General features: G+C 38.1%; 27 protein-coding genes. 19 read left to right on the top strand and 8 right to left on the bottom strand.

What is annotated here, in order from left to right; translation table 11 throughout:
* Positions 1-13 precede the first annotated feature (13 nt).
* The gene (locus IEW76_RS17445; RefSeq protein WP_188655711.1) at positions 14-2,389 is read left to right on the top strand and encodes a penicillin acylase family protein; all 2,376 of its coding nucleotides are present in this window, start codon (positions 14-16) and stop codon (positions 2,387-2,389) included.
* A gap of 216 nt (positions 2,390-2,605) precedes the next feature.
* Complete coding sequence (locus IEW76_RS17450; protein WP_188655712.1) at positions 2,606-3,829, top strand: cation:proton antiporter; 1,224 nt, start codon at positions 2,606-2,608, stop codon at positions 3,827-3,829.
* Between the two features lie 149 nt (positions 3,830-3,978).
* On the opposite strand, the gene IEW76_RS17455 is transcribed toward IEW76_RS17450, so the two are convergent.
* Entirely contained in the window at positions 3,979-4,707 is a 729-nt protein-coding gene (locus tag IEW76_RS17455) for an NAD-dependent protein deacylase (RefSeq protein ID WP_188655713.1), read from the bottom strand.
* Positions 4,708-4,773: 66 nt separating this feature from the next.
* A complete protein-coding gene (gene nfsA, locus IEW76_RS17460; RefSeq protein WP_188655714.1) occupies positions 4,774-5,514 on the bottom strand; it encodes an oxygen-insensitive NADPH nitroreductase in 741 nt (246 codons plus the stop codon).
* A 507-nt stretch (positions 5,515-6,021) separates the two neighbouring features.
* On the opposite strand from nfsA, the gene IEW76_RS17465 reads away from it, so the two are divergent.
* On the top strand, positions 6,022-6,378 hold the full coding sequence (locus tag IEW76_RS17465; RefSeq protein WP_188655715.1) for a hypothetical protein: 357 nt from the start codon (positions 6,022-6,024) through the stop codon (positions 6,376-6,378).
* Between the two features lie 35 nt (positions 6,379-6,413).
* Here the strand turns inward: IEW76_RS17465 and IEW76_RS17470 are convergent, their stop codons facing one another.
* The gene (locus IEW76_RS17470; protein WP_188655716.1) at positions 6,414-6,644 is read right to left on the bottom strand and encodes a hypothetical protein; all 231 of its coding nucleotides are present in this window, start codon (positions 6,642-6,644) and stop codon (positions 6,414-6,416) included.
* A 175-nt stretch (positions 6,645-6,819) separates the two neighbouring features.
* Here IEW76_RS17470 and IEW76_RS17475 point away from each other — a divergent pair, with 175 nt between their 5' ends.
* The 7 genes from IEW76_RS17475 to IEW76_RS17505 all read left to right on the top strand — a co-directional run bounded on the left by IEW76_RS17475 (position 6,820) and on the right by IEW76_RS17505 (position 11,773).
* Positions 6,820-7,800 (top strand): ABC transporter ATP-binding protein, encoded by a 981-nt coding sequence (locus tag IEW76_RS17475; RefSeq protein ID WP_229721290.1) that lies wholly within the window; start codon positions 6,820-6,822, stop codon positions 7,798-7,800.
* Positions 7,793-8,572 carry an ABC transporter permease gene (locus IEW76_RS17480; protein ID WP_188655717.1) on the top strand — a complete coding sequence of 260 codons (780 nt, stop codon included), beginning with the start codon at positions 7,793-7,795 and terminating at the stop codon, positions 8,570-8,572. The genes IEW76_RS17475 and IEW76_RS17480 overlap by 8 nt, the downstream gene beginning before the upstream one ends.
* 58 nt (positions 8,573-8,630) lie before the next feature.
* A complete protein-coding gene (locus IEW76_RS17485) occupies positions 8,631-8,813 on the top strand; it encodes a hypothetical protein (protein WP_188655718.1) in 183 nt (60 codons plus the stop codon).
* 243 nt (positions 8,814-9,056) lie between these two features.
* Entirely contained in the window at positions 9,057-9,623 is a 567-nt protein-coding gene (locus IEW76_RS17490) for a class I SAM-dependent methyltransferase (protein ID WP_188655719.1), read from the top strand.
* 78 nt (positions 9,624-9,701) lie between these two features.
* Positions 9,702-10,070, top strand: a complete 369-nt coding sequence (locus tag IEW76_RS17495) for a rhodanese-like domain-containing protein (protein ID WP_188655720.1) — start codon at positions 9,702-9,704, stop codon at positions 10,068-10,070.
* 19 nt (positions 10,071-10,089) lie between these two features.
* On the top strand, positions 10,090-10,389 hold the full coding sequence (locus tag IEW76_RS17500) for a rhodanese-like domain-containing protein (protein ID WP_188655721.1): 300 nt from the start codon (positions 10,090-10,092) through the stop codon (positions 10,387-10,389).
* Positions 10,390-10,855: 466 nt separating this feature from the next.
* Positions 10,856-11,773 carry a hypothetical protein gene (locus IEW76_RS17505; RefSeq protein ID WP_188655722.1) on the top strand — a complete coding sequence of 306 codons (918 nt, stop codon included), beginning with the start codon at positions 10,856-10,858 and terminating at the stop codon, positions 11,771-11,773.
* A gap of 35 nt (positions 11,774-11,808) precedes the next feature.
* Here the strand turns inward: IEW76_RS17505 and IEW76_RS17510 are convergent, their stop codons facing one another.
* Positions 11,809-12,303, bottom strand: a complete 495-nt coding sequence (locus tag IEW76_RS17510; RefSeq protein WP_188655723.1) for a DUF2512 family protein — start codon at positions 12,301-12,303, stop codon at positions 11,809-11,811.
* Positions 12,304-12,476: 173 nt separating this feature from the next.
* Between IEW76_RS17510 and IEW76_RS17515 the strand changes: the two genes are divergently transcribed.
* From IEW76_RS17515 to IEW76_RS17535, 5 genes are all read left to right on the top strand, one after another.
* Positions 12,477-13,190, top strand: a complete 714-nt coding sequence (locus tag IEW76_RS17515) for a VOC family protein (protein ID WP_188655724.1) — start codon at positions 12,477-12,479, stop codon at positions 13,188-13,190.
* 589 nt (positions 13,191-13,779) lie between these two features.
* A complete protein-coding gene (locus IEW76_RS17520) occupies positions 13,780-14,271 on the top strand; it encodes a GNAT family N-acetyltransferase (RefSeq protein WP_188655725.1) in 492 nt (163 codons plus the stop codon).
* Between the two features lie 16 nt (positions 14,272-14,287).
* Entirely contained in the window at positions 14,288-15,238 is a 951-nt protein-coding gene (corA, locus tag IEW76_RS17525) for a magnesium/cobalt transporter CorA (RefSeq protein ID WP_188655726.1), read from the top strand.
* A 219-nt stretch (positions 15,239-15,457) separates the two neighbouring features.
* Positions 15,458-15,607: a hypothetical protein gene (locus IEW76_RS17530; protein WP_188655727.1), complete on the top strand. Its 150-nt coding sequence runs from the start codon at positions 15,458-15,460 to the stop codon at positions 15,605-15,607.
* Between the two features lie 242 nt (positions 15,608-15,849).
* Positions 15,850-16,374: a hypothetical protein gene (locus IEW76_RS17535; protein ID WP_188655728.1), complete on the top strand. Its 525-nt coding sequence runs from the start codon at positions 15,850-15,852 to the stop codon at positions 16,372-16,374.
* 55 nt (positions 16,375-16,429) lie between these two features.
* Here the strand turns inward: IEW76_RS17535 and IEW76_RS17540 are convergent, their stop codons facing one another.
* From IEW76_RS17540 to IEW76_RS17550, 3 genes are all read right to left on the bottom strand, one after another.
* Positions 16,430-17,053, bottom strand: coding sequence for a DedA family protein (locus tag IEW76_RS17540; RefSeq protein WP_188655729.1), 624 nt, complete (start codon positions 17,051-17,053; stop codon positions 16,430-16,432).
* A 75-nt stretch (positions 17,054-17,128) separates the two neighbouring features.
* Entirely contained in the window at positions 17,129-17,452 is a 324-nt protein-coding gene (locus IEW76_RS17545; RefSeq protein WP_188655730.1) for a hypothetical protein, read from the bottom strand.
* A 154-nt stretch (positions 17,453-17,606) separates the two neighbouring features.
* Positions 17,607-18,332: an SDR family NAD(P)-dependent oxidoreductase gene (locus tag IEW76_RS17550; protein WP_188655752.1), complete on the bottom strand. Its 726-nt coding sequence runs from the start codon at positions 18,330-18,332 to the stop codon at positions 17,607-17,609.
* Between the two features lie 201 nt (positions 18,333-18,533).
* Here IEW76_RS17550 and IEW76_RS17555 point away from each other — a divergent pair, with 201 nt between their 5' ends.
* From IEW76_RS17555 to IEW76_RS17570, 4 genes are all read left to right on the top strand, one after another.
* Complete coding sequence (locus IEW76_RS17555) at positions 18,534-19,082, top strand: HD domain-containing protein (protein ID WP_188655731.1); 549 nt, start codon at positions 18,534-18,536, stop codon at positions 19,080-19,082.
* A 301-nt stretch (positions 19,083-19,383) separates the two neighbouring features.
* Positions 19,384-19,821: a YwpF-like family protein gene (locus tag IEW76_RS17560; RefSeq protein ID WP_188655732.1), complete on the top strand. Its 438-nt coding sequence runs from the start codon at positions 19,384-19,386 to the stop codon at positions 19,819-19,821.
* A gap of 410 nt (positions 19,822-20,231) precedes the next feature.
* Positions 20,232-21,596, top strand: a complete 1,365-nt coding sequence (locus IEW76_RS17565; protein ID WP_188655733.1) for a TrkH family potassium uptake protein — start codon at positions 20,232-20,234, stop codon at positions 21,594-21,596.
* Between the two features lie 49 nt (positions 21,597-21,645).
* Positions 21,646-23,622, top strand: a complete 1,977-nt coding sequence (locus tag IEW76_RS17570) for an EAL domain-containing protein (protein WP_188655734.1) — start codon at positions 21,646-21,648, stop codon at positions 23,620-23,622.
* Positions 23,623-23,678: 56 nt separating this feature from the next.
* On the opposite strand, the gene IEW76_RS17575 is transcribed toward IEW76_RS17570, so the two are convergent.
* Positions 23,679-23,789: a YjcZ family sporulation protein gene (locus tag IEW76_RS17575; protein ID WP_084599356.1), complete on the bottom strand. Its 111-nt coding sequence runs from the start codon at positions 23,787-23,789 to the stop codon at positions 23,679-23,681.
* Between the last annotated feature and the right edge of the window lie 624 nt (positions 23,790-24,413).

Below are 24,413 nucleotides of genomic sequence, written 5' to 3' on the forward strand. Positions count from 1 at the left end.
GGGAGGGAACTGTATGGAAGTTGGAGCAAAACCTATAAAAAGAAGGTATTTAAAAAGATGGCATAAAATAAGTTTGATCCTTGTGGCATTTATCATTACATCTGGGATAGGAGTGCTCATTTTTGTAAACGATTACATAAATCGAAGTATACCTCAAACGAACGGGAGTATCCAGATTACCGGGTTAAAAGCGCCTGTCAACGTAACGCGGGACCAAGATGGAGTCCCTCATATTGAGGCAAGTAACAGTAAGGACTTATTTATGGTACAAGGGTATATTCAAGCACAGGAACGCTTGTTTCAAATGGACATGGCTAGGAGACAAGCATCAGGAACGTTAAGTGAAGTGGCGGGCATGAAAGCATTAGATCAAGATAAATATTTCCGTACGTTAGGACTTAGGAGAGCTGCTGCAAAGTCTTATAATGAGTATTCTGATGAAGCTAAACAAGTTATGGAGTGGTACGCAGATGGTGTGAATGCTTATATTAAACAAGCAAAAAAGGATCAAACACTTCCCATTGAGTTTACCTTAATGGGGGCAGCACCAGAAGTATGGACCTCTATAGATTCTTTAACGATTGGAAAATACATGGCGTTTGATCTTGGTGGCCATTGGGAAAGACAAGCTTTTCATTATTATTTGCTTCAACAGTATCCAAAACAGAAAGCCTATGAATTGTTTTCTAGCTATCCAGAAGAAGCGCCAACGATCATCAATGAGGGTGAAATAGATATTGAATCAAGTTTCGAGAGTGCAATTATTCCGCATGCGTTCAACGGGAGTAACAACTGGGTGGTGGGCGGAAGTAAAACAAAATCGGGAAATCCTTTGTTAGCAGATGATCCACATTTAGGGTTAGCAACTCCCTCAATCTGGTTGCAAATGAAATTAGATTCACCTGGTTACCAAGTAAGTGGGGTTATATTTGCAGGGATTCCAGGTATTATCTTAGGACATAACAAAGATATAGCATGGGGAGTAACGAATACAGGGCCAGATGTACAACAACTCTATCTGGAAAAGAGGAATCCAGATAATAAGTATGAATATCTTTATGAGGGTAGTTATGAAAAAGCAAGAGTGTTTAAAGAAACAATTAAAGTAAAAGACGAAGAATCTGTTGAATATGAGGTGGTGGAGACGAGGCATGGTCCAGTTCTATCAGAATTCGCAGAAGATAGTGGAAAGGGAACGGTTCTATCTTTAAGGTGGACAGCCCTTGATGCTTCGACTGAGCTTGAGGCGATCCTTGAAATCAACCAAGCTACAAATTGGAAGGAATTCGAGAAAGGGTTAGAGAAATTCCTAGTTCCAGCCCAAAACTTTGTGTTTGCGAGTAAGGATGGAACCATCGCTTATAAAGCAAATGGTAAGATCCCGATCTATGAAAATGGAGCAGATGCCCTTTTGCCGTTAGAAGGTTGGGAAGAAGATAATGAATGGAGGGGATTTATTCCTTTTGAAGAATTACCTACAGTTATGAATCCTGAGAAAGGGTTCATCGCGACTGCAAACAATAAAGTTGTTGGTGAACAATATCCCTACCACATATCAAATAATTGGGCTCAACCTTATCGTTATATGCGCATTGATGAGGTGCTTCAAACAAGAAGTGATTTTACAAAAGAAGACATGAAAGACTTGCAGATGGATCAGGTAAATCTCCAAGCTCGTGAGTTTGTCCCGGTGTTTTTAAACTATATAGGGTCTGAAGGGTTGTCACAAAGGGAGAGAGAAGCGGTCAAATTGTTAAAGGGATGGGATTATGTTGACGATGTAAGCGCCCCTCAGCCTCTTCTGTTTCATACTTGGATGAATACGATTATGGACCGCCTATATAGTGATATTCCACATTCAATGGATCGCTTATTTAAAGGAAAAGGTCAAACCACAGATGAACTGCTAAGAAAGGCATATGCAGGTAAAGAAACAGTGTGGGTGGAAGAGCAGGGAGGGATACAGCGTTTAATAGAAGAGACATTTACACAAACGGTAACTTCTTTAACCAAGCAGTACGGAGAAGAGACAAAGAAGTGGGAGTGGGGAGACTACCACAGGGTGGCTTTCAAACATCCTCTATCTTCTATTTCATTCTTAGACAGGTTCTTTAATAGTGAAGATCCAATACCCGTCGGGGGAAGCCAAGTTACTGTTATGGCAGCAAGTTATGAGGAAGAAAGTGGTCTAGTAAACCATGGTGCGTCCTGGCGGTTTGTCTTAGATGGAACTGACTTCACTACAGCTTCTCATATTGTAGGCCCAGGTCAGTCCGGTCACTTCAGAAGTCCTTGGTATCATGATCAGCGTGAAGACTGGGTGAATGGGGAGTATCATAAAACGATTTTAAATAAGCCTGAGGGGGAAACCTTGACACTTATTCCGTAAATATAAAAAACAAGCTGGCTCTAATTGAGTCAGCTTGTTTTTTATATTATAGAGATCCATACATTTTATAGTTACATGAGTGCAAATGATAAATAAGGAAGGTTATGGATAAGATTTGAAAGGGTATTCTTCTAATGAGTGTGCATCAGATTTGTTAGTAAGGTAAAGCTAAATACAACATGACATGAATTTTAGAAGTGGATGGAGGCTAGTTCAATGCACGGGTTTCATGAAGTATTTATGCAGATATTAGTGTTACTAGCTATCTCGATCACCGTGATTGGGATTGCTAAGCTCATAAAAGAGCCTTATTCAATCGCACTTGTACTTGTTGGAGTGTTATTAGGGGTGACTGAGATTCCTTTCATCGAAGAAGCGGAATCCTACATAACTCAGTCTTCAGTTTTTCAGGCGATTATTATTTCACTTTTTTTACCTATTTTATTAGGTGATGCTACACTCAAAATGCCATTTCACCATTTATATGGAATGAAAAAATTGGTTTTATCGCTTGCCTTTTTAGGAACTTTTATATCGTTTGTAGTGATTGGGTTTAGTGTATATTTTCTACTAGGTTTACCGATAGTAGTAGCCTTTACATTTGCAGCTCTTATGAGTGCGACTGACCCAATTAGTGTAATCTCCATCTTTAAAGATCTTGGTGTGCCAGAGAAAATGTCCACCATTATGGAAGGTGAGTCTTTATTCAATGATGGTATTGCAGTAGTGCTGTTTAAAATTTCCTCTATCTATTTGTTAACGTATATGGATATGGGCGCTGCTGGAGTTGGTAGTGGAGTTTTCTTATTCTTGAAATTTGCCATTGGAGGAGCGCTTGTTGGCTTAGTAATCGGATTTATCTTTTCCCAGGTTATTCGCATTTTTGATGACTACCCTCTTGAAATTGCTCTGTCTATGCTATTGTTTTTCGGAAGTTACTTTATTGCCGAGCACTTTAAAGTATCAGGCGTTATTGCAGTAGTAATTGGAGGACTTCTATTTGGTAGTTACGGAAAGAAAATAGGAATGTCAGAAGAGACTAAGGTTAATATAAATACCTTTTGGGACACGATTACTTTGCTGGCTAATTCTATTATCTTCTTGATGGTTGGAATTGAAATTCGTGAGGTTGATTTTACTGGAAAATGGGGAATTATTGCGTTGGCAATCGTTATTGTTTTAGTTGGGCGAACGATTGCGATTTATACAGCAACTAGTTATATTTCACACCTGACTCAGAAAGAGCGATTCCTTGTGAACTGGGCTGGTCTTCGAGGGAGTTTATCCATAGCATTAGCTCTTAGTCTCCCGGCTGATTTCTCTGGACGCGAAGATATATTGCTTCTCACGTTCTCTGTCGTACTTTTCTCTTTAGTAGTACAAGGATTGACCATTAAGCCTCTTATTAAGAAATTTAATATGGCTAAAGGTACATCTTAATAAACAAGCCGCTTGCATACGCAAGCGGCTTGTTTTGTTTAAATGCGTTAGGAAACCAGAGATTAGTCCCTTGCTGTATGTAGCTAGGTCAGGCTTTTTGGACAACTCGTTTTCCTGTAGATTAATACTAAATAGTTAATGAACTTTTATTAAGTTAATTGACCTTCAATCTGTTGTAAGGTGCTAATCAAATCATCATGGATGACATAGTGAAATAAGCGGTCTTTAGGAGTTTCTTCTCGGTTAATAAGAGCCGTTGGGATCTTTCTCGAATATGCATACTCCGGTAAGAAGTTAAAGGGCATTACAAGGAGAGATGTTCCTAAAACAAGTACAAGATCGGTTTGGTCAATAATTGCTTCAGCTCGATCGTGCTCTGTAATGGCGTCTCCGAACAAAACAATATCAGGTTTCAATATAGTTCCGCACGTCTCACGTTCACAACGGGGAACCACACTGTTATTGATGTAATCCATATCATAAGAAGCCCCACAACCAGGACAAGTTGAAGTGGTTAAGGAACCATGATACTCAATAACGTTTGAGGAACCGGCTTTTTGATGTAATCCATCCACATTTTGCGTGATCACAGCAACCTTTTTCCCTTTTTCCTCGAGACTATGAATGAAACTGTGTACTTCATTTGGCTTATAGTTACGTAGAAGTTTAAGTTGAAAAATATCTTTATACTTCTTCCAAAAATCATTTGGGTCTAAGTGAAAATATTGATTAGACATAAAGTATTCCCGTGATTCGTCTTCTGTCCAAATACCATTTGAAGAGCGAAAATCAGGGATGCCACTTGCTGTACTTACACCTGCACCCGTTAATACTGTAATATGATTGGCTTGGTTCAGTTCTTGTATAAGTTGATCCATCTTATCCTATCCTTTAAAGGTTTTACACTATTGTAGCAAACACATTAAAACGGACTAAAGACTAAGTTAGCGCTTGTTAAATCCTTTGGATCGAACAAAATCACTAACATCCATTCTCATAGGATGACTGAAACGACGAATCATTTGATCTGTCCATGAGTCCAATCGTGAGTTTTGCTGACGGTTCTTATAATATTCTTGTATGGTTTGATCAAAAGTACGTAGGTCATCGGATTGGTCCTTGTTATACGTGTTCACATGATAAACTGCTCGTTTTGGTAGGCGTGGTTTTTGTTCGGTTTGCTTATTTGGATAACCTACAACCATACCAAATAACGGGATGACGTGTGTTGGTAATTGTAATAGTTGGTCTACGCGCTCGATGTTATTTCTAATACTTCCGATGTAGCACATTCCAAGCCCCATTGATTCAGCGGCAATGGCTCCGTTTTGTGCAGCAAGTGAAGCATCGATCGAAGACACGAGAAAATGTTCTGTGTTCTCGATATTTTGAATCATGTCTTGTTTTTGTAAATCAGATGCAAGAATTTGGTGTCTGTATAAGTCAGCACAAAAAATGAAAAGGTGTCCGTTATCTTTAACGTACGACTGTCCTGTTATATCCGCTAGTTCTTCCTTTTTCTCTTGATCTGTGACTCCGATAATTGAGTAAGCTTGCATATAGCTAGAAGTTGAAGCCATTTGGGCTGCTTCCACAACGGTATTAATTTGCTCTTCTGTTAACACCTTATCCGTAAATGATCGAATTGAGCGGTGTTGCAATAGAGTTTCTAGAGTTTGATTCATAGCATAGATCTCCTTCACCATTCATTTGTACTTTTATGGTACCTCTTATTGAAGCAATTCTTCAAAAAATATGATTTTAATTTTTTATAGTGAGGAACAATAAGTGTAAAATTATTATTTCAGGCGAATAGTAAAATCTATATTAAGAAAACACAATTATTATTAAAAGACGGGTTACATAATATAGGAAACAAATGGTATAGTGGTTAAAAGTGTCCTGCTTTGTGTTAGGATATAATGTATAACATCAATTACTTCCTTATAGCACGTGTTTCCTCTTGACCTCTTGGAAACAAATCATCTGCAGATTCTTCACTCAGTACCCTCTTCTAAAATGCTAAGTACCAGTACCATTATAGCTTTATTGAAATAACATTAAAAGTTGTATAATATTACAAGATTCGTAGAATAATTGTCTAATCATTGTAGAGGAGTTGTTATAGTTCTGACGCTTGTCACTAAAACTTTACGCTTTTGCTTAGTTCTTAAAAAAGGTGAGGATAACTCATGGGGGAATTGATCGATTTTCAAACTAGACGAGCGAGAAAAGATTTAAAGAAGTCTGCAGGGAATAAAGGGGTTATTTACGAAATCTACTTAACAGTAGTAAAGTACGTAAATGAAAACTTACAGAAAGAGTTTGAGAAGCCGGTTGAGAATATCAATACCAAAACTCCACTCTCTTACGTTTTCCAAGGGGAAAGTGACCGTTTTCGTTCTTCGTTCGGTGAATTAATGAATTATTGGGATTTGCCAGGCGGCGGCTTGGATGAAGTTCCTTATGGAGAAGAATTTCAATACTTTAAAACCGTAGAGGACCTTTGTTGGTTTATTGAGAAACGTGTAAGAAAGTCAAATAATTAAGGGGGTGGGTGTCCAAAGTAGAGGGCACCCCTTTTTTATTCTATAGCTTTTCGAGATTGTGTGTGAATAATACCGTAAAAGACTTGAGTCGTTCCAATGGCAAAAACTAGTGGTCCAAACGTCCAGGATAAAGGTATGCTTAAAATAATATGAGTAACACCAGTAGCTAGTACAAATTGGTGCTGGCTTTTTTTATAGCTAATTAATCCGATTAAACCGTTCAGAATTACAGCTATGTATATATAGAGTTGTAATACATTTTCCATGTCAAAGTGAATCCTTTCTTTATCTTAACTATTTTATTGAATGTACCCTTACTAATGTACCTTTAAACATTACTAAGATTAAAAGTATGAAACATATCCAAGGGTGATATTTTTTGAATAAAGAGGAAAGAAGAGAGTGAGATGGAATATAGTACTTAAGTCAGGAAAGGAGTTTATGAATATGGTGAAAGGGACGATCTACGTTGAACACTTGTCAAAAACCTTTAAAAAAGGGAATGTTCAAGCGGTGAAGGATGTAAGTTTTGCGGTTGAAGAAGGGGAGTTTTTTGCCTTCTTAGGACCTAACGGTGCTGGGAAATCTACAACGGTGCAAATCGTCACAACACTAATTAGCCCGTCTGCTGGAAAAGTGTATGTTGCAGAGCAAGATGTACTTACAAATCCTAAGGAGGTACGTGAGCATATCGGCGTGGCCCTTCAAGAAACAGGAATTGATCCAAGTTTAACAGGAAGAGAGATGTTGCATCTCCAATGCAGGATATTCGGATTTACCAACCAACAAGCTAAATCGAGAACAAATGAATTGCTTGAAGTGGTTCAGCTTTCACAAGCTGCTGACCGGATTTGCGGAAATTACTCAGGAGGAATGAGAAGGAGATTGGATCTTGCTCTGACATTAGTTAACAAGCCTAAAATTCTCTTTTTAGACGAACCTACTACAGGGCTTGATCCTTCTAATCGTAAGAGCATATGGGACTACTTAGAGAGATTGAATAAAGAAGAGGGAACAACAATCTTCCTCACTACGCAATACTTAGAAGAAGCAGATACGTTAGCAGATCGTATCTCTATTATCGATGATGGAGAAATCGTAGCAACGGGCACACCTCAGGAGTTAAAAGCCCAAATTGGTAACGATATTATTGCAATGACTTTCGAAAATGAAGGAGAAGCTGAAAAAGCAGAAGCAGCTATTACACAACATATGCCTGATGCTGATTATGTGAAGAATACTACAGAATTGAATATATATGTTCAAGATGGTGCGAAACGGCTAATGGAGATCGTCCGATTATTAGATCAGCAAGATTTGGCCGCTCAAACCATTAATGTCAACACGCCTACTCTTGATGATATTTTCCTAAAGATTACAGCAGAAGGAGAACGAAAGAGAGGAGAGGTTGAACATGGGTAATGGATTATTAAAAGATATATGGGTATTATCCAAGAGAAGTGTTCTAACTACGCTTCGGAGTCCGTTTTCCTTTATTCCTAATTTACTAATTTCTACTTTCTTTCTCCTTGTCTACGACAGTGGATTGAGTGGTATATCCCAGCTTCCTGCGTTTGAAGGGGCGAATTATTTAGCGTTTATACTGCCAGTTTCTGTAGTCTCAGCAGCGATCGGTGGTGCAGGGGGAGCGGGGCAAGGAATTGTGAAGGATATCGAAAATGGCTTCTTCTCAAGACTTCTGCTCACACCTGCTTCACGACTATCCATTGTTCTTGGTCCTATTATTGCCGGTATGTTGCAGTTATTTGTTCAAACCATATTAATTCTTATTGTTGCTTTCTTAATGGGGCTTGAAGTAGCTACGGGTTTTTTAGGCGTGCTCGTTGTTTTACTATTAGCTGTCGGATGGGGTCTGGCTTTTGCGGGGTACTCAGCAGGAATCGCTCTAAAAACAAAAAACGCTCAAGCTGCTCAAGCGGGTACACTAATTTTCTTTCCCTTAATATTTCTAAGTACAACGTTTGTACCTTATGAGCTCATTGAATCTTCTTGGTTAAAGGTAGCGGCTACCATTAACCCCACAACGTATATTTTTGAAAGCATGCGGACGGTTTTGATAGATGGGTGGAAATTCTGGGGTATTGCTAAAGGAATTATTGCCATTACGATTGCATGCGCTATTACCATAACATTCGCTGCAGTGTCAGCAAAAAAAGCAGTGAGCAGAGGGTAGTAAGAGTACCGTTTTCATTCAAACTCACATACCATAAATAAAAAATGGGTGAACAAAAATGAAGTGGTATGAGTGGGTCGACTTAGGGGCTTTAACCATTTTAGCAACCTTGATGCTTTTATATTCGCAGAACCTCATAACGGATCATGCTGTCACTTTAGTAGCTGCGCCAGTTATGTTCTATATTATGATTATTAGTAAATCTGTCCGGAAACGATTAAGAAGGAAAAATAGGTTATAAAATAAATGAAGGGAAGCCGCTAGGGTAGCCCTTTTTTATTTATTTATGTTTGGTTAAGGACTTTTAATGGGTTTCTTAATCCTGGCTAGAATTGGGATCACTGGTTTTCCTTCGAGGATCTCTAAAAGGCTCCTTACTTACATTAAAGACCATTGTCTATGTTTAGCTTTTCTTCTAAATTGGTAAAACTACAGTAGTGAATGAGAACACAATTTAACTTAGATAAAAAAGGAGTGCATCATCATGGCAGGAGAGGTATTTGATCCGAAAAAAGCTGAAAAGCTAGTAGACCCTACTCGCCAAGAAACGGTACCTGTTGAAAAGGTCTTAGAACTACTTCAATTATCAGGTGAAGAGAAAGTTGCCGATTTAGGTGCTGGTAATGGGTATTTAACATTACCTATTGCTCAAGAAACGAAAGACCGCGTTACGGCAGTCGACTTGCAATTTGAAATGTTGGAACTGTTAGCTTCAAGGGCTGAAGGGGAAGGCATTACAAATATAGAGCGTATGAAAAGTAGTTTAGACTCTTTAAATCTTCCGGATGCTTCGTTCCACAGAGCGCTAACGGCTTTCGTATTGCATGAAGTACCTGATCTTCATCAAACATTAAAGGAAGTTTATCGCATTCTAATGGAGAACAGTCGTCTCCTTATTTTGGATTGGGAAAAAGTTGATGGGGAGCAGGGGCCACCTAAAGCACATCGAATTGCCTCTAACGAGCTGGCTGAGAAAGTAGCAGAAGAAGGGTTTGACGTTGAAGTTGGACATCTAAACAATGAAGTATACTATATTGTTGCAACAAAATAAGAAGGGGATTGACGAATACCTCCCCACCTATTAAAATATACCCATAGGGGTTAAAAGAAGAGGTAAGGGGAGGATTCTTTGGATACAATTATAACAGTTTTGCTAGTTGGAATAGCAATCTATTTTATCGTTAAAACAATAATCCCACCAAAGGGTGTAGAACAGATTTCTCCAGAAGAAGCTAAAGAGAAATTACGAAACAGAAAGAAGGCAGATCAATTCGTTGATGTTCGTACCCCTGGGGAGTATAATAGAAACCAAATCAAGGGATTCAACAATATCCCGCTTCAATCCTTGAAATCAGTCTCAAGCGAGTTGGATTCGTCTAAAGAAGTCGTGTTACTATGTCAAAGTGGGACACGCAGTATGGCGGCAGCTCGATTGTTAAAAAAACAAGGATTTACACACATTACAAATATTCGTGGCGGTATAAACGCCTGGAACTAATATGAAGGAGGAATTAATAATGAAAAACATTACACCAGAAGAAGTTCGTAAAAAAGTAGAAGGTAACGAAGCAATTAATATCGTAGATGTACGTGAACCTGAAGAGGTTGAAGAAGGGAAAATTCCAGGAGCTAAGCATATTCCTCTTGGTTCTCTTGATGAGCGTAAAGATGAGTTAGACAAAGACACAGAATATGTAATGGTTTGTCGCTCTGGTGGACGTAGTGGTAAAGCTACAGCGTTCTTGGAAGAGAACGGCTACAATGTCATCAACATGGATGGCGGCATGCTAGCATGGGAAGGTAGCGTTGACAAATAAGTAAGTACCTTCTTTAAAAGGGATCTTATACTTTAATAAAGAATTTCAAGCTAAAAGCGAAACCTTATAGGGTTTCGCTTTTTTAGTGGCTATTTTAAACAAGTACCTGTTAATAAATAGATTCACTCGCTCCATATAAGCCACCCCTTTTTTATGCACAACACTCAAAGCTGAGAACATTTCCGTTAACCTTTCCATAATCAGAGAAACGGAAACAAACCATGTGTAGATTCAAGTGTACACCATCACGCTCAAGCAGCGGGGCCGTTAGAGAATATATAGCCAGGCACACCTAACTCTAAATAAACGTAACGGACCCATAAAAAATAGAGTTTCTCAGTTTCGAGTTTTCAACAATTCTGCCGGGGTAGGAAAACCGTAGAGTTATGTAGGTCCAATTCTAATGGTATAGAAATGATTACCACTGCCAAAATAAGAAGACAAGAAGTGAATAGGGAGGGGTACTATGGCTCAATCATTATCACCGCGTCAATTGTATAAGCGATGTCGGGAAGGGCAGCTATTTGTATTGATTGATGGTCGTAACAAAACGTACTCAAAAGAGTTATCTTTTCCAGTAGAAATGCTAAGGATTGAGGAAGATTTTAACGATAAGCGAATCATGAATGAAGAACTCGAAGCCATTCTACTGGGGGAAGATGAAGAGTCTTCACTCGATCAAGTTACTACACTCGAGCAACAACTAGGTATTGAAATGTATTATGTTAAAGGCGGTATGAAGGAATGGGCAATGTATATCGAATCGGTGCAAGTAGGTGAGCTAACAGATGGAGGAGAGGTCTACCAGTTTATTCGACCAAGCACAGGACATCTTTCTTATATGATTATTAGTGAAGCTGAAATTCTTCTCCTTAATCCAGACGTTTGGATCCAGCCATACTTAGATTTTGTTGAAGATAAGGCCTTTACATTCAGACATATTGTGGACACATGTCTACATGATACGCATATATCTGGTGGACCGACTTTAGCAGAAGAAGTTGAAGAAACGTATTGGTTACCTCACACAAAGGAGAACATTTCGTTCTCGTATGAACCGATTAGTAATAGCCATGTTCCGGAGGTAGGGAATACCAATATCCCTATAAAAATTTCACAAAGCGATCGTTTTGTTACTTTTATTGTAGATCAGCATTATATTTTCACTTCAAATGAGGAAGCAACTTCGTATGATGGAAAAGGAACCATACTTAGTGATCGAATGTTGTCTTATAAGCAATTAAACAAAAAAGGTTGGGTATCAGCCCCATGGCAGCAAACAATGGTAAACCACGTAGTTCACAGTGAAAAAATTCAAACTGTGAATAAAGGACAAATAAAGGTGACGAATGAAGAAATTTTCATGCTAGAGTATGGATGTTAAATCATAAAAACAGCAGCCAGGTAAAGACTGGCTGCTTATTCTTCGGGCCGGTGAGTATCTTCTTCTTGCGCTTCTTTTCGTTGTGCTTCATATGGGAATAATTCTTCAGATGCTTCTACACGCAATTTTTTTGGAACCAATAGTTGGCGGCGTTTGTCATACACATGTGGTCCAAGGTGCAAAACGCGATTTTCCATGTAAATATGAAAGAACGTTTCAAAGGCAACAATGAATCCAGCTCCTGCAATAGCAGGTAGTATAGTTTGTGTAGTTATTCCATTAATCACGTTGCCAAATAGATATAGGATACTAAACGTTAATACAAGGTCTGCGATTGAAGTTATAATAAGCCCAAACCGCTTTAATATAAATAAATCTCCGATTACATAAGTTACTCCAAGTAATACAAATGTGATAAGAAAAACATTTACTAAGGAAGCCCCGGCAATTACCCCATAGATTGGGAAGACAGCAGCAATTAAAATAACCCACTTGATCCCAAGCGCTTTAATATGTTCCAGTTTGAACACCTCCATCTATAGTTTTTTCGAAAGACATCCGTAATATACGATTCATTTCCAGAGTGGTTTTCTTTTATCGTAAGAGAGTGTATAATTGTTATAAAATTCAGTAAAATTTAATTCTTATATTATACGGTTTATCAAGTGAAAAAGTGGGTAAGAAAACTGGAGAGGTGAATAATATGGCAATAAAACAACTGAACTCAATACGCATTCCGTGTAAGAACCTACAAGAAACAAAGGAATGGTATAAGAATCATTTGCAGCTAGAGGCTAAAGGAAATCAAGAAGAAGTGACCATTTCATTTGCCGAAGGTGCGGATTTAGTTTTTTATAAAAGTAACGTGACACAAGAATACCCGTTTAGTCCTTTCAATATTAATGTGTACGAACCGCAATATTTACATAGAGATTTATTCTTAAAAGGGGCTAAATTAACAGACATTGATGATTTCTTTGATATGCTTTGTTACGAGGTGACCGATCCGAATAATATACAAATTGGCATTGTAGGATGGGAAGAGGAAGCAAAAGCAAAGAATCCTGTCACAAAATTAGGCGGATATTTTCTTCCTGTAAAAAGTTTAGAGGATGCATCATTATGGTATAAGACTCATTTGAATGTGGATCAGTTATATGACTTTTCTTTCCATACACCAATGTATGGAGAGATGCGAGCATTAACCCTCGATCATTTGGGGATTACCCTCGTTGAGATACCAAGTGATCTTCATAACGTGATAGAGCATCCATTTACATTAGGTTCCACAAACCTTGAAGAGGATTTTAAATCTCTTCAACAGTCAGGAGTAGAAATAGAAGAAGGGACTCCTGGGGAAACGTTTTACTTTAAAGACCAAGAAGGACATAAAATTCAAGTGCAATTGATCTCATAATAAAAAGGGAGCTAATTAGATTAGCTCCTTTTTGTGTTTATGAGAAGATAATAGTTGACTTTTCTGCACAATTACAGATTTCCCAGGGAATAAAGTCTTCTTAAAATTTTGTGTTCACGTAAGTAGAATCATTTATAGGAATGGCTTTGTAAAGTTTAATATTGTTATTCTTTATAATAAGCTTGTTCAAGTATAGAGCAGGATTGTTGAAGACTCAAAGCTGAGAGAATGTTTCCGTTTGCGTTATTTGAGACTAAGGCGGTTGGGGAAATCACTCGCTTTCCGCGGCGAGCTGGGGAGCCTCCTCAGTCGCGTTCGCTCCTTCCGGGGTCTCCCCTAGGCTCCTACTGCCGCAGGAGTCTCGCAATTTCCCCAGACACCCCAAACGCTCCACAAGCGTAACGGACCTTTATCTACATAAAAGTGTCTCAGCTTAGAGTCTTCCATATAAGGGGGCTTATATGGAACAAAATTAACACTAAACATTAACAGAGCCATAGGAATAGTAACCATATCCAGCTGTAATTGATTTAGGGTCTTAATTTTTAACCTGCTGTGATAAGATGAACAAAAGGCAGGTGACCAATTGATGTGGATCAGAAACGCAGAAGCAAAGGATCTACCCTTTATTAGAGAAATTGAGAACGATGCAATCATTCATACAACAGCTATTTTTGACCTAGAGGAGAAGTCACTGGCAGATAAAGAAAAGTGGTTTGAGAACCTTCATGGAGTCTATCCTATTCTTGTAGCAGAATGGGGAGAGGAAGTGGCGGGATATGGTTATTTATCTCCTTACAATGACAAGCTTGCCTATCAAACGACTGCAGAACTTTCCTTATATGTGAATCGGAATTATAGAGGTTATGGAGTTGGGCATGGTTTAATGAAGGCATTGCTGGAAAAAGCAAGGGATTATCAATTCCATTCTATTATTTCACTTATTACAGAAGGGAACGAAGCAAGTGAACGATTGCATGATAAGTATCAATTTTCTCATGTTGGTACATTAAAAGAAGTCGGAAATAAGTTTGATGTATGGCAAAATGTGAAATTATATCAGTGGATAGGAATCGATTAGGAGAGGAAAGGTCCATATGATCAGAACTATAGCGATCACAAAAGACCAGCAATTACATAAAGATTTGCCTTTGGAGAAGTTATCAGAAGAAGGGATTATGTGGTACTGGGTGGATTTCTCAGAACCAACACCTAGTGAAACGCAAAAATTGGATACAGTCTTTCAATTTCACCCCTTGGCAATTGAAGACTGTATACATAATTTACAACGACCAAAGCTTGACTATTATGATGAGCATACTTTTTTCGTCATGCATGCCCTTAATGCTAAAACCCTTGAAAAAGAAGAAGTGGATTTGTTTAATGGAGATGGGTACATTGTTACCTATCACAAGCAAGTCTGTCCTGAGCTTGAACAAGTCTGGAATAGACTTTTAAGAGAACGTTCGTTTAATGTGTGGGATGAATTTCACGTGCTCCACCAAATCTTTGACAAGGTAGTCGATAATTATTTTCCAATTGTCTATGCCATTGAGGATCATATTAATGATATAGAAGATAATACGAAAGAATTGTCTATGGAAACGTTGCTTGAGCAATTATTTGATACAAGAGCAGATTTATTAACAATGCGTCAAACAGTCCATCCTATGAGGGACTTAATGTATAGGATCTTGAGTTCTCACAGGCTTGATGGGGTGCGAGAAAGGAAAGAGTATTTTTCAGATATTTATGACCATCTTTTGAAGGTATCTGAGCTAATTGAATCAAATCGAGAAATGACCCAAGATATCAGGGACAGTTATATGTCTTTAAATTCACATGAAACGAATCGAACGATGCAAATTCTAACGGTAATATCAACGATTTTTATGCCTTTAACCTTTATTGTAGGGGTGTATGGAATGAACTTTTCCTATATGCCAGAATTAGATGAAAGGTACGCTTATTTCGTTGTTTTATTTATCATGTTTGTGATAGCAGTTATCATGTTTCTTTGGTTTAGGCGGAAAGGTTGGTTTGATTAACAATAAATATAAGCATGTACTCCCATCATGGAGTACATGCTTTTTTTAGTAATCTTGAACGTTAGAATTGTGGCTTTCGTCTGTAGAAGTAGGAACATTTCAGCCCTCAGTATGAGAATGATTCATGCCTTGTGCCGTTAAAAAGATTGCTCCACCTCCTTATAATTAGAATTACCATCAAAGCTAAAGATGGAAAATCTTATTAAGGAAGTGGTCTTTGTGATCTTGACCGAAATGGAAATCCGTGATCTTATAGATAAGAGAAAACCAGAGAAAGTAACGATCCAACCTGATCCGATGAAATATAAATTAAAATCAACGTGGATACAGCGATGTTTATCTAGTGCACTGAATGCTTTAAAGGGATAAGTAAGTTAGACGCTCTTGTTCTTCATAGAAAAATAATAGACTTTAGGGATTCTTGAGTAGTACCAATGTTCACTGACGGTGGTACCAAGTAAAAAAGCATATAATTTCCAATCCATAAGGATCCCTTCTTTCTGTCTTTCGTTAAGGTATTATACGCATAAAGAAGTTCGTCCTATGATATGGATGGTCATGGACATGTTTCTTATTGTGCTCTCATATAGTAATGAGGGGGAGGGACATGTATGAAAATGGCTTTGGGAATCGTTTGGACGATGATGCTCCTTGGAGTTTTTGTTTTATCATTTTTACATCGGATAAGTAAGAAAGAAGATAAAGAACGAATTGTTCATGGAGTTGTTATGTTTGCGAGTGTCTATTACGGGATGACGATATACTTTTTAACTCAAAATTTATTAATTTCAATGGGGATAGCAACGGGCATAGGGCTACTTCTTCCATTCTTTTTTCAGCATACAAATTCCGAACGAATTATACATAGTAGTATGCATGCGGTTATGGGAGGGATGATGGGAGGAATGTTAAGTGGGATGCTTCCTGATTCAGAGTGGAATGTGGTTTTTAAGGTGATGACTATGAGTACCTTCGCATTTGGTGTGTTATTAATATATGACCTAGGCGTTCCACACCCTCTAATTAAATGGTTGTATAACCCTATTAATATAGCGATATTCATGCTTGTTGTAGGAGTATTGATCCAATACTTACCTATAACTTCTGCCGGGTTAGAACACTCTCATAATCATTAGAAAAAGGGCAGGATCTGCTTTATCGATAAAGCAGATCCTGCCCCTTTTAAATTTTTTAATGGGCCTCTTCTTTGGTAGATGTTTTTTTAAATGGAGAGGTATTACAAGATTTAGATTTTTTACGTTGTACGATTTTATATGCCAGGAACATAATAAGTACACAAGCAAGTGCAAGGTAAACATATTGCTGAAGGCTTGTAATTGTATTCTTAATGGAAGACAAATTCCCCATTCTTCCTACAAGCAACATTATATAAATATATGGTGTGATGCCAATAAAAGTGATTACCCCAAAGCGGACCGGTCGTACGTGACTGATACCTGAAAAATAGGAAACATAATTTCCTAACCCAAGTGGTCGGGAAAGTGCAATGGTCCATTCCCCACACCGACTAAACCACCGCTCCGCTTTTTCTAACTTATCACTTTTAAACCAGTTTTGTAATTTTCCTTCAAGTTTATAACCTATGACATAAGGAATATAGCTGAATAAAGTGTAAACGCCTCCTGCAAGAAGTGCTATTCCTAAGCTTGTTAAGGCAGAAGCTTTTAGTATATAACCATAAGCTAATACAACTAACCCACCAGGGAAGGGGAGAGAAGAAGCTTCAATCGATAAGCTTAATAAAAGCCCGAATAATCCCCAGTCTTTTAATGTGCTTACAATAAAATCAAGCATAGGCAGTCCTTTCTGAAATTCATTTACTGGAAGCATATAGGGTTGCAATCATTCAATGATTGCAACCCTTTTTAGTTAGACCAAAATAGTCTGATCACGATGAGCCTCATGAAATCGACGGACAACACAATTTTCAATAGGTTCCTCGCAAATGTTCATGATTTTTTGGTAGGCATACTGTACGTCTTTCCCATCAATAATCATGACCAGAGGCCGATCTGTATTATAATAGAAAAAGAACGACAATAGCTTAGGAAGATTACGAACGTCTGCAATCAAATGGTCTTGGTATAAGTATAAATCATAAGAACTATCTACTATAAAATGATGAATATTCATGACTTCTTCCATATCAATTTGCTTTTTTAATTGTACTTGGTACGATGTAAGCTGCTCCAAGGTTTTCACCTCTACTTGTTTTTTTCTTTTTCTTACATACCAAATACCCTCCTCCTCATTAATGAAACGTAAAAAGCTCTTAAGGCTTATTTGCCGGCCCCTTAACTTGTAATAGGCCCAAACTAAAAACAGAACTCGGAATGTCCGAGTTCTGTTAGTGTTCATAGATCATTTTTCTTGTCATTCCACCGTCAACCACAAGGTTCTCTCCTGTTACGAATGTATTGTCTTTATCTGTAAGGTAAAAACAAGCTTTTGATATGTCGGTTGGGTGGCCAACTCGTTTAGATGGGTGTTGGTTATGGTCAATATCCCGAAGTTCATCATAATGTGTTGTTTGGATCCATCCTGGACTAATCGCGTTTACTCTAATTTGATAATCACTAAGGGACATCGCCATCGTATAGGTTAATGCTACTATACCTCCTTTTGATGCCCCGTATGCTTCAGAATGTGGCTCTGCCATCATTGCTCTTGTAGAAGCCATGTTTACGATTCTTCCATGAATGCCATTGTCTCTCCAATAAGTTGCAGTAACCTGAGAAAGTAAAAAGACGCTTCGCAAGTTTGTAGCTTGAACATCATCCCATTCAGATAAAGACATGTCGAAGAAATTCGTAAAACGACTCACTCCTGCATTATTAATTAATATGGTAGGAGAGTATCCATCTTCTAAAATTGAAGCAAAACAAGATCTTACAGAGGATTCATCCCGCACGTCACAGAAATAAAAGACAGCCGTTCCTTCTGTGTCACAAATTTCATTTACAAGCTTTTCTCCATTACCTTTATCATTATCAATCAAAATCACAGTGGCGTCCTCTTTCGCATATGCATGAGCTAAAGACTTTCCAATTCCATTACTAGCTCCTGTAATCATCACTGTATCCTTTTTAAAATAATACTCCACGTTTTTCAGCTCCTCGTCCTAACTACTACATTCCTATAATACCATCACGAGGTCTCCCTTAAACGAGGTATTTTGTTTATCAGTCGATCAATCAGGTAAAGAATATTAAGAAGGATTGTATGTATAAAAAACGTGTGGTATATTATTCTGAAAACAATCGGAGGGATTACGATGAGGAACGTAACATTAGTAGATCTATTTAAACATCATATCACTCGGAAATACCTTCGTCGCTCAGGTGTCCATCATGCTGTAACGGCCGCAAATTATGCCTTCGAAATTGCGCTTGAACGAGGCGTAGACGTGGATCAGGCTTCTAAAGCAGCGCTTCTTCATGACATAGGACATTATGAATGGTACACAAATGATGGCGAATGGGATTATGATGACTATCGTCAAAATGATATTCATGCCATAAAGGGTGCTGAACGCGCACATAAGTTATTAATAAGATTAGGGGAAGACCGGGTGGCTGCCAAGCAAATATCAGTAGCAATCCTTCTTCATACGGATTCTTATCTGCCGTTTCATTTAGATGGGAAACAAACGCCCTTACAAGAAGTAGTGACTCTAGCTGATAATAAAGATGAACAACCTAAAGGGATGCACCATTACAAACAAATGGAGATTAGCGAAGCGATTCGAGAACTTCATCAATTGGACCAAAAGATTGATGTCGTTTATGCAAAAGAAAATATCCCTAATGAACAATCAAGTTAAGACAACAAGAGATGCTACGGTACCATGGGCATCTTTTTATTTTCTCATTAATAAAAAGCTGATCACTAAATAAGAGATCAAGGTAAGAGTCATAAACAGGAGCGAGTACACTGTTCTTGCTCCCTTACTATTACATATTAGAATGACTCTTTATTTTGACTGGATTACACTTATTAAGGAACACACCTGTCTATGGAAATAATGTGGAATGTTTGTTATGTTACATGTAAGAGAATGTAGTTTTGCATAGATTATATGTTTTACATAGGATTAAGTTTTAATAAGGAAGGGGGTCCTTTTATTGAAGACGTTCAAGTTGATAAAATTAAACATCCTTAAAGAAAGTGGTGAGGATTTTCAAAAAAGGTCTATACCACTAATTGATGGTCTAATTATAAATCGAGAAGACGATCAAAACCGTTGGATTATCGAAGCTTATTTGGACCAACAATACATTGAAGAATTTTTAAGGTTTCGACAGAATGAAGAGGAAATGGTGCTAGAAGCTAAAATTACCAAAAGTTCAAATCACCCTGCTGTTTTCTTAGTTAAAGTACTAGATGTAAATGAAATTGGTGAACATTTCAATGTACTTTTTATGGGGAATATTGTTGATCATAAAAAGGATCAAGTCGAACATATGCTTCGTCGTTTAATTGAAGAGGGATATCAAGGTGAGGAGCTTCTTGAAGAATTTAAAAATAGAGTAGAGCAAGCAGAAGCCGAAAACTCTGTATAATTGAACTGGGATACCCACTAAAATGAGTGGGTATTTTTTGTCGGATAGGAATCTAGTGAGTTAGCTCGTGTGAATCTTGTTTCATTTATCTCCTTTTACGTACACACATTTCTAAGTGTTCAATATGACATGTGTTCTGAAAATTAAAATTTACTCTTAGACACTTGATGTAGCACACAAAAACGCTAAAATAAGAATTGCTCTTTCCTTAGGTAGAAGGAAGTTTCATTCCTTTAGATTATAATAAATAGGAAAGTAGTAAAAACTAGAATATACTCTAAAAAAGAAAAGGAATCCTTTATAAATCAACAATTGAACCGATATAAAAAAAGAATTCTCCTTTTCGTATTGGTATAATGGTATAAAATGATGGTTTAGTAAGGATTCTTGTAAGAAAAGGAGAAATTTGAATGTGGATTAGGCATCATAGCTTACGCTGGCTTAACAATTTATCTCCCGTTCAAATCATTGTTCTGTTCTATGGATTTGCTGTCTTAACGGCTTGTATTTTGTTAGGGCTTCCAGTCGCTCATCAGGAGGGGGTTACGTTATCATTTATTGATCTCGTATTCACTGCTGTAAGTGCGGTTGCAGTTACAGGGCTCAGTGTTGTGAATATCTCTGAAACGTTTAGTGTAACAGGCGTATTTTTACTCGCTTTTGTACTTCAATTTGGTGGTATTGGCATTATGACATTGGGTACGATGATTTGGATTTTGTTAGGAAAGAAAATTGGGCTTAAAGAGCGAAGGCTAATCATGACGGATCATAATCAAACTACTTTCCAAGGTATGGTTCGTTTAATTAAACAAATTTTATTCTTAATATTTGTCATAGAATTCTTAGGTTTTATTATTCTGGGAGTATACTTTATGCAGTATTTTCCCACTTGGTATGAAGCTTTTTATCAAGGTTTTTTTGCCTCTATAAGTGCCACAACAAATGCGGGCTTTGATATAACGGGACAATCTCTTATTCCTTATAAGGATGATTATTTCGTCCAATTTATTCATATGGGATTAATTGTACTAGGGGCGATCGGATTCCCTGTTCTCATTGAAGTGCGAGAGCATTTGTTTGCTTCTAACGAAGAACGAAAATTTATGCGATTTTCATTGTTTACAAAGTTAACAACCTTTACGTTTCTTGCTCTAATTATTGTAGGAACGTTAGTGATTATATTGCTTGAAACGAATTATTTCTTTGCAGGTAAACCATGGCATGAGGTTTTGTTCTATGCTCTGTTTCAATCTGTTACGACACGTAGTGCTGGTCTCACTACAATGGATGTTAATATGTTCACAGAGCAAACTCATATTTTTATGTCTGTTCTAATGATAATAGGAGCATCCCCGAGTAGTGTAGGCGGTGGAATACGAACAACTTCGTTTGCGCTAGTCATTATATTCTTGCTTACTTATGCTAGAGGCCAACAGCGCATTCGTATTTTCAGAAGAGAAGTGCATAATGATGATCTCATTAAGGCAGTTGTGGTAACAATGTTTGCATCCATTTCGGTATTTGTAGCTGTAGTCATATTAACAATTGCTGAAGATTTCAGTCTAACCCAAATTTTCTTTGAAGTGAGTTCGGCATTCGGAACTACTGGACTATCTTTAGGGATTACACCCTATTTAACGACTGTCAGCAAAGTTGTTTTAATGGCTCTGATGTTTATCGGAAGAATTGGAATCTTGTCATTCCTGTTCACCTTTAAGAAAGAAGAGAAAAAAGGCAACTATCACTATCCAACGGAACGAATTATTATTGGGTAGACAATAACCTATAGTTTGCAGCAGGGTTTAGTTTTGGGAGGAATAAGACATGTCGAACCCATGTGATCACTCATCCCTTCCTATCCATAAGAAGCTCCTGGATCATCTCCAGGATGCTCTTCTTTTTGTGGATGAGGGTGGTGAGATAGTGGAGTGGAATCAACCAGCTAAGGATCTCCTGGATACTTCTAACGTACAATCGACTTCTATCTATTCTTATTTAAATTTTAATCAGTTGATAGTAGATGAAGATGTACAAAGGTTGATGAAAGTGATTGACGGTTCAGAGCGCCAACTGAGCGTGAAAGTAATTGGGCTCTATTGTGATAATAGGAAGCTATATTGTTTAAGACTTCAAGATTCATCCTTTTATGATCGTATTAAGGAATTGAGGCAACAGATCAGTGAGTTTATGGATTCTACTCTTGAAGGAATGGTTCTTCATGATAATGGAGTTATTGTAGAATGTGATGATACGTTTGCTGAAATCTTAGGTTATGATAGTGAAGAACTTTTACATAAGAGTGTGTTTGACATCGTGGACCCTCAACATTCTAGAGGCTTAAAAGAAAAAATAGACATAATTCCAAACGAACCTTATGAAATCGCGGCTATAACCAAAAGTGGTAAGCGAATACATCTCGAAGTTATGGCTCATCCGTATCCATATGAGAATAAGATTCTTCGAGGTGCTGTCATTCGTGATATTACAGAACGCGTTGAAAACGAAAAGCGAATCGAATTTATGGCTTATTTTGATGAGTTAACAAACTTACCAAATCGTACATATTTTCTTCAAGAACTCATGGGTGTTATTAATCAGGCTCAAACAAGCGAAGAAATGTTTGCAGTATATTTTATGGATATTGATTATTTTAAACAAATTAATGACACGATGGGGTATGTATTTGGAGACAAATTACTTCAATCGTGTGCTAGTCGTTTAAAGTATTTACAAAATGAACAAACGTTTCTTGCACGAATGGGCGGAGATGAATTTCTCATTCTGCAACGTCATGTGAAAACGAAAGAAGAAGCTGAGGCATTGGCACAGAAGATCATTGACCAGTTCCAAGAACCTATTCATATTGATGATTTTGAATTATTTACTTCTGTTAGTATTGGGATTAGCTTGTATCCGGCTGACGGTCAAGATGCAAATGAGTTAATCAAGCATGCTGATTCGGCCATGAACGTAATTAAAGAACACTATAGAAACGATTATAAAATGTTTGAATCCTCTATATCTAAGGACTTTAAAACAATATTGACAATGGAAACAGAACTTCGCAAAGCACTGAAGGAGGGGCAATTCGAACTCCATTACCAGCCTCAGAAGAACATTGTAACAGGAAAAATTGTAGGGGTAGAGGCTTTGCTGCGGTGGAATCATCCTAAAGAAGGCTTTATATCTCCAGGAACCTTTATTCCCCTTGCTGAAAAGACAGGTCTCATATTAGAGATTGGGGATTGGGTTATGTATGAAGCATGTCGTCAAAATAAACAATGGCAAGATGAGGGGTTTGATCCTATTATTGTAGGGGTCAACTTGTCGGCAAAGCAATTCCATCAAAGTGATCTTGTAGAACGTGTGGCATCTATACTAAACAAAACGGGCCTTCACCCAACTCATCTGGAATTAGAGATTACAGAAAGCATGGCGATGAGTAATGAAGAAGATATTATACAAACGCTAGAAGGTTTAAGGGATCTAGGTGTGTACGTATCTATTGACGATTTCGGCACAGGATACTCTTCTTTAAAGTATTTAAGCAGGTTTCCAGTTAATAAACTAAAAATCGATAAGGTGTTTATTCAAAATCGTAAACAAAACGAAGCCATTGTGAAATCAATTATTCATATGTCCCATTCATTAGATATGAAAGTCATTGCTGAAGGGGTAGAGACAGAAGAGCAACTTTCATTTCTTAAAAACGAACGGTGTGATGAGATGCAAGGGTTCTTCTATAGTAAGCCACTTCCACCTACTCATCTTAATGAAATGTTTCAAAAGCAAACCGTCTAATGTGAAAAAGGCAGTCCTGAAAGGACTGCCTTTTTCTTAATTAATCTTGTAAGAGGTTAGCAGTAAAAAGCTGCACCAACGATGATTAAAAGGATGAATAGTACAACAATTAACGCAAAACTGCCCCCGTAGCCATAGCCGCCTTGGCCATATCCGCAACAATACATCCAAATCACCTCCTATCTAGTTATATGTATATGTGATAAGAGCTGATTTGGTATAGACGAGTGCCTAGTTCTTATAATATGTATTTAACTTTGTGAAATTTTGTTTTTTTTCTTTTCAATGTACCTCTTATCTCCAAGCTGAGCCACTTTAGTCTGGGTTGGCCGTTATGTTTATTGAGTGTTAGGGGTGTCTGGTGAACGACTCGCTTTCCGCGGGCGGCCCCACACGACGTGGGGTCGTTCGACGTTGTCACAGGACGTGACGGTTTTAGTCGAACTTCCTCTTTCTTTTCAGAGCTTCCTCGATCGCTTGCGCTCTCTCCGGGATCCCGTCTAGCTCTCTCTCGCGCAGGAGTCTCGCAATTTCCAGGCCCATCTTTGCCAAATTAGGAGAGACGGAAACGCGCTATATTTGGTAGACGGTGGAGCTTAAACGCATAAATGAGGTCCGTTCACCATTTTAGGCCAGGGCAGGATTGGGGACTGCGAGACTCCCGCGGGGTAAGGAGCCTAGGGACGACCCCGGACGGAGCGTCAGCGAAGGAGGAGGCTTCCCAGCTCCCCGCAGGAAAGCGAGTGGTCCCCAAGCCTGCCCTAACCGCACACGATACGGACCTATCTCCA

Origin of the sequence: Pontibacillus salipaludis, from assembly GCF_014642405.1 — a bacterium.
GTDB lineage: Bacteria > Bacillota > Bacilli > Bacillales > BH030062 > Pontibacillus > Pontibacillus salipaludis.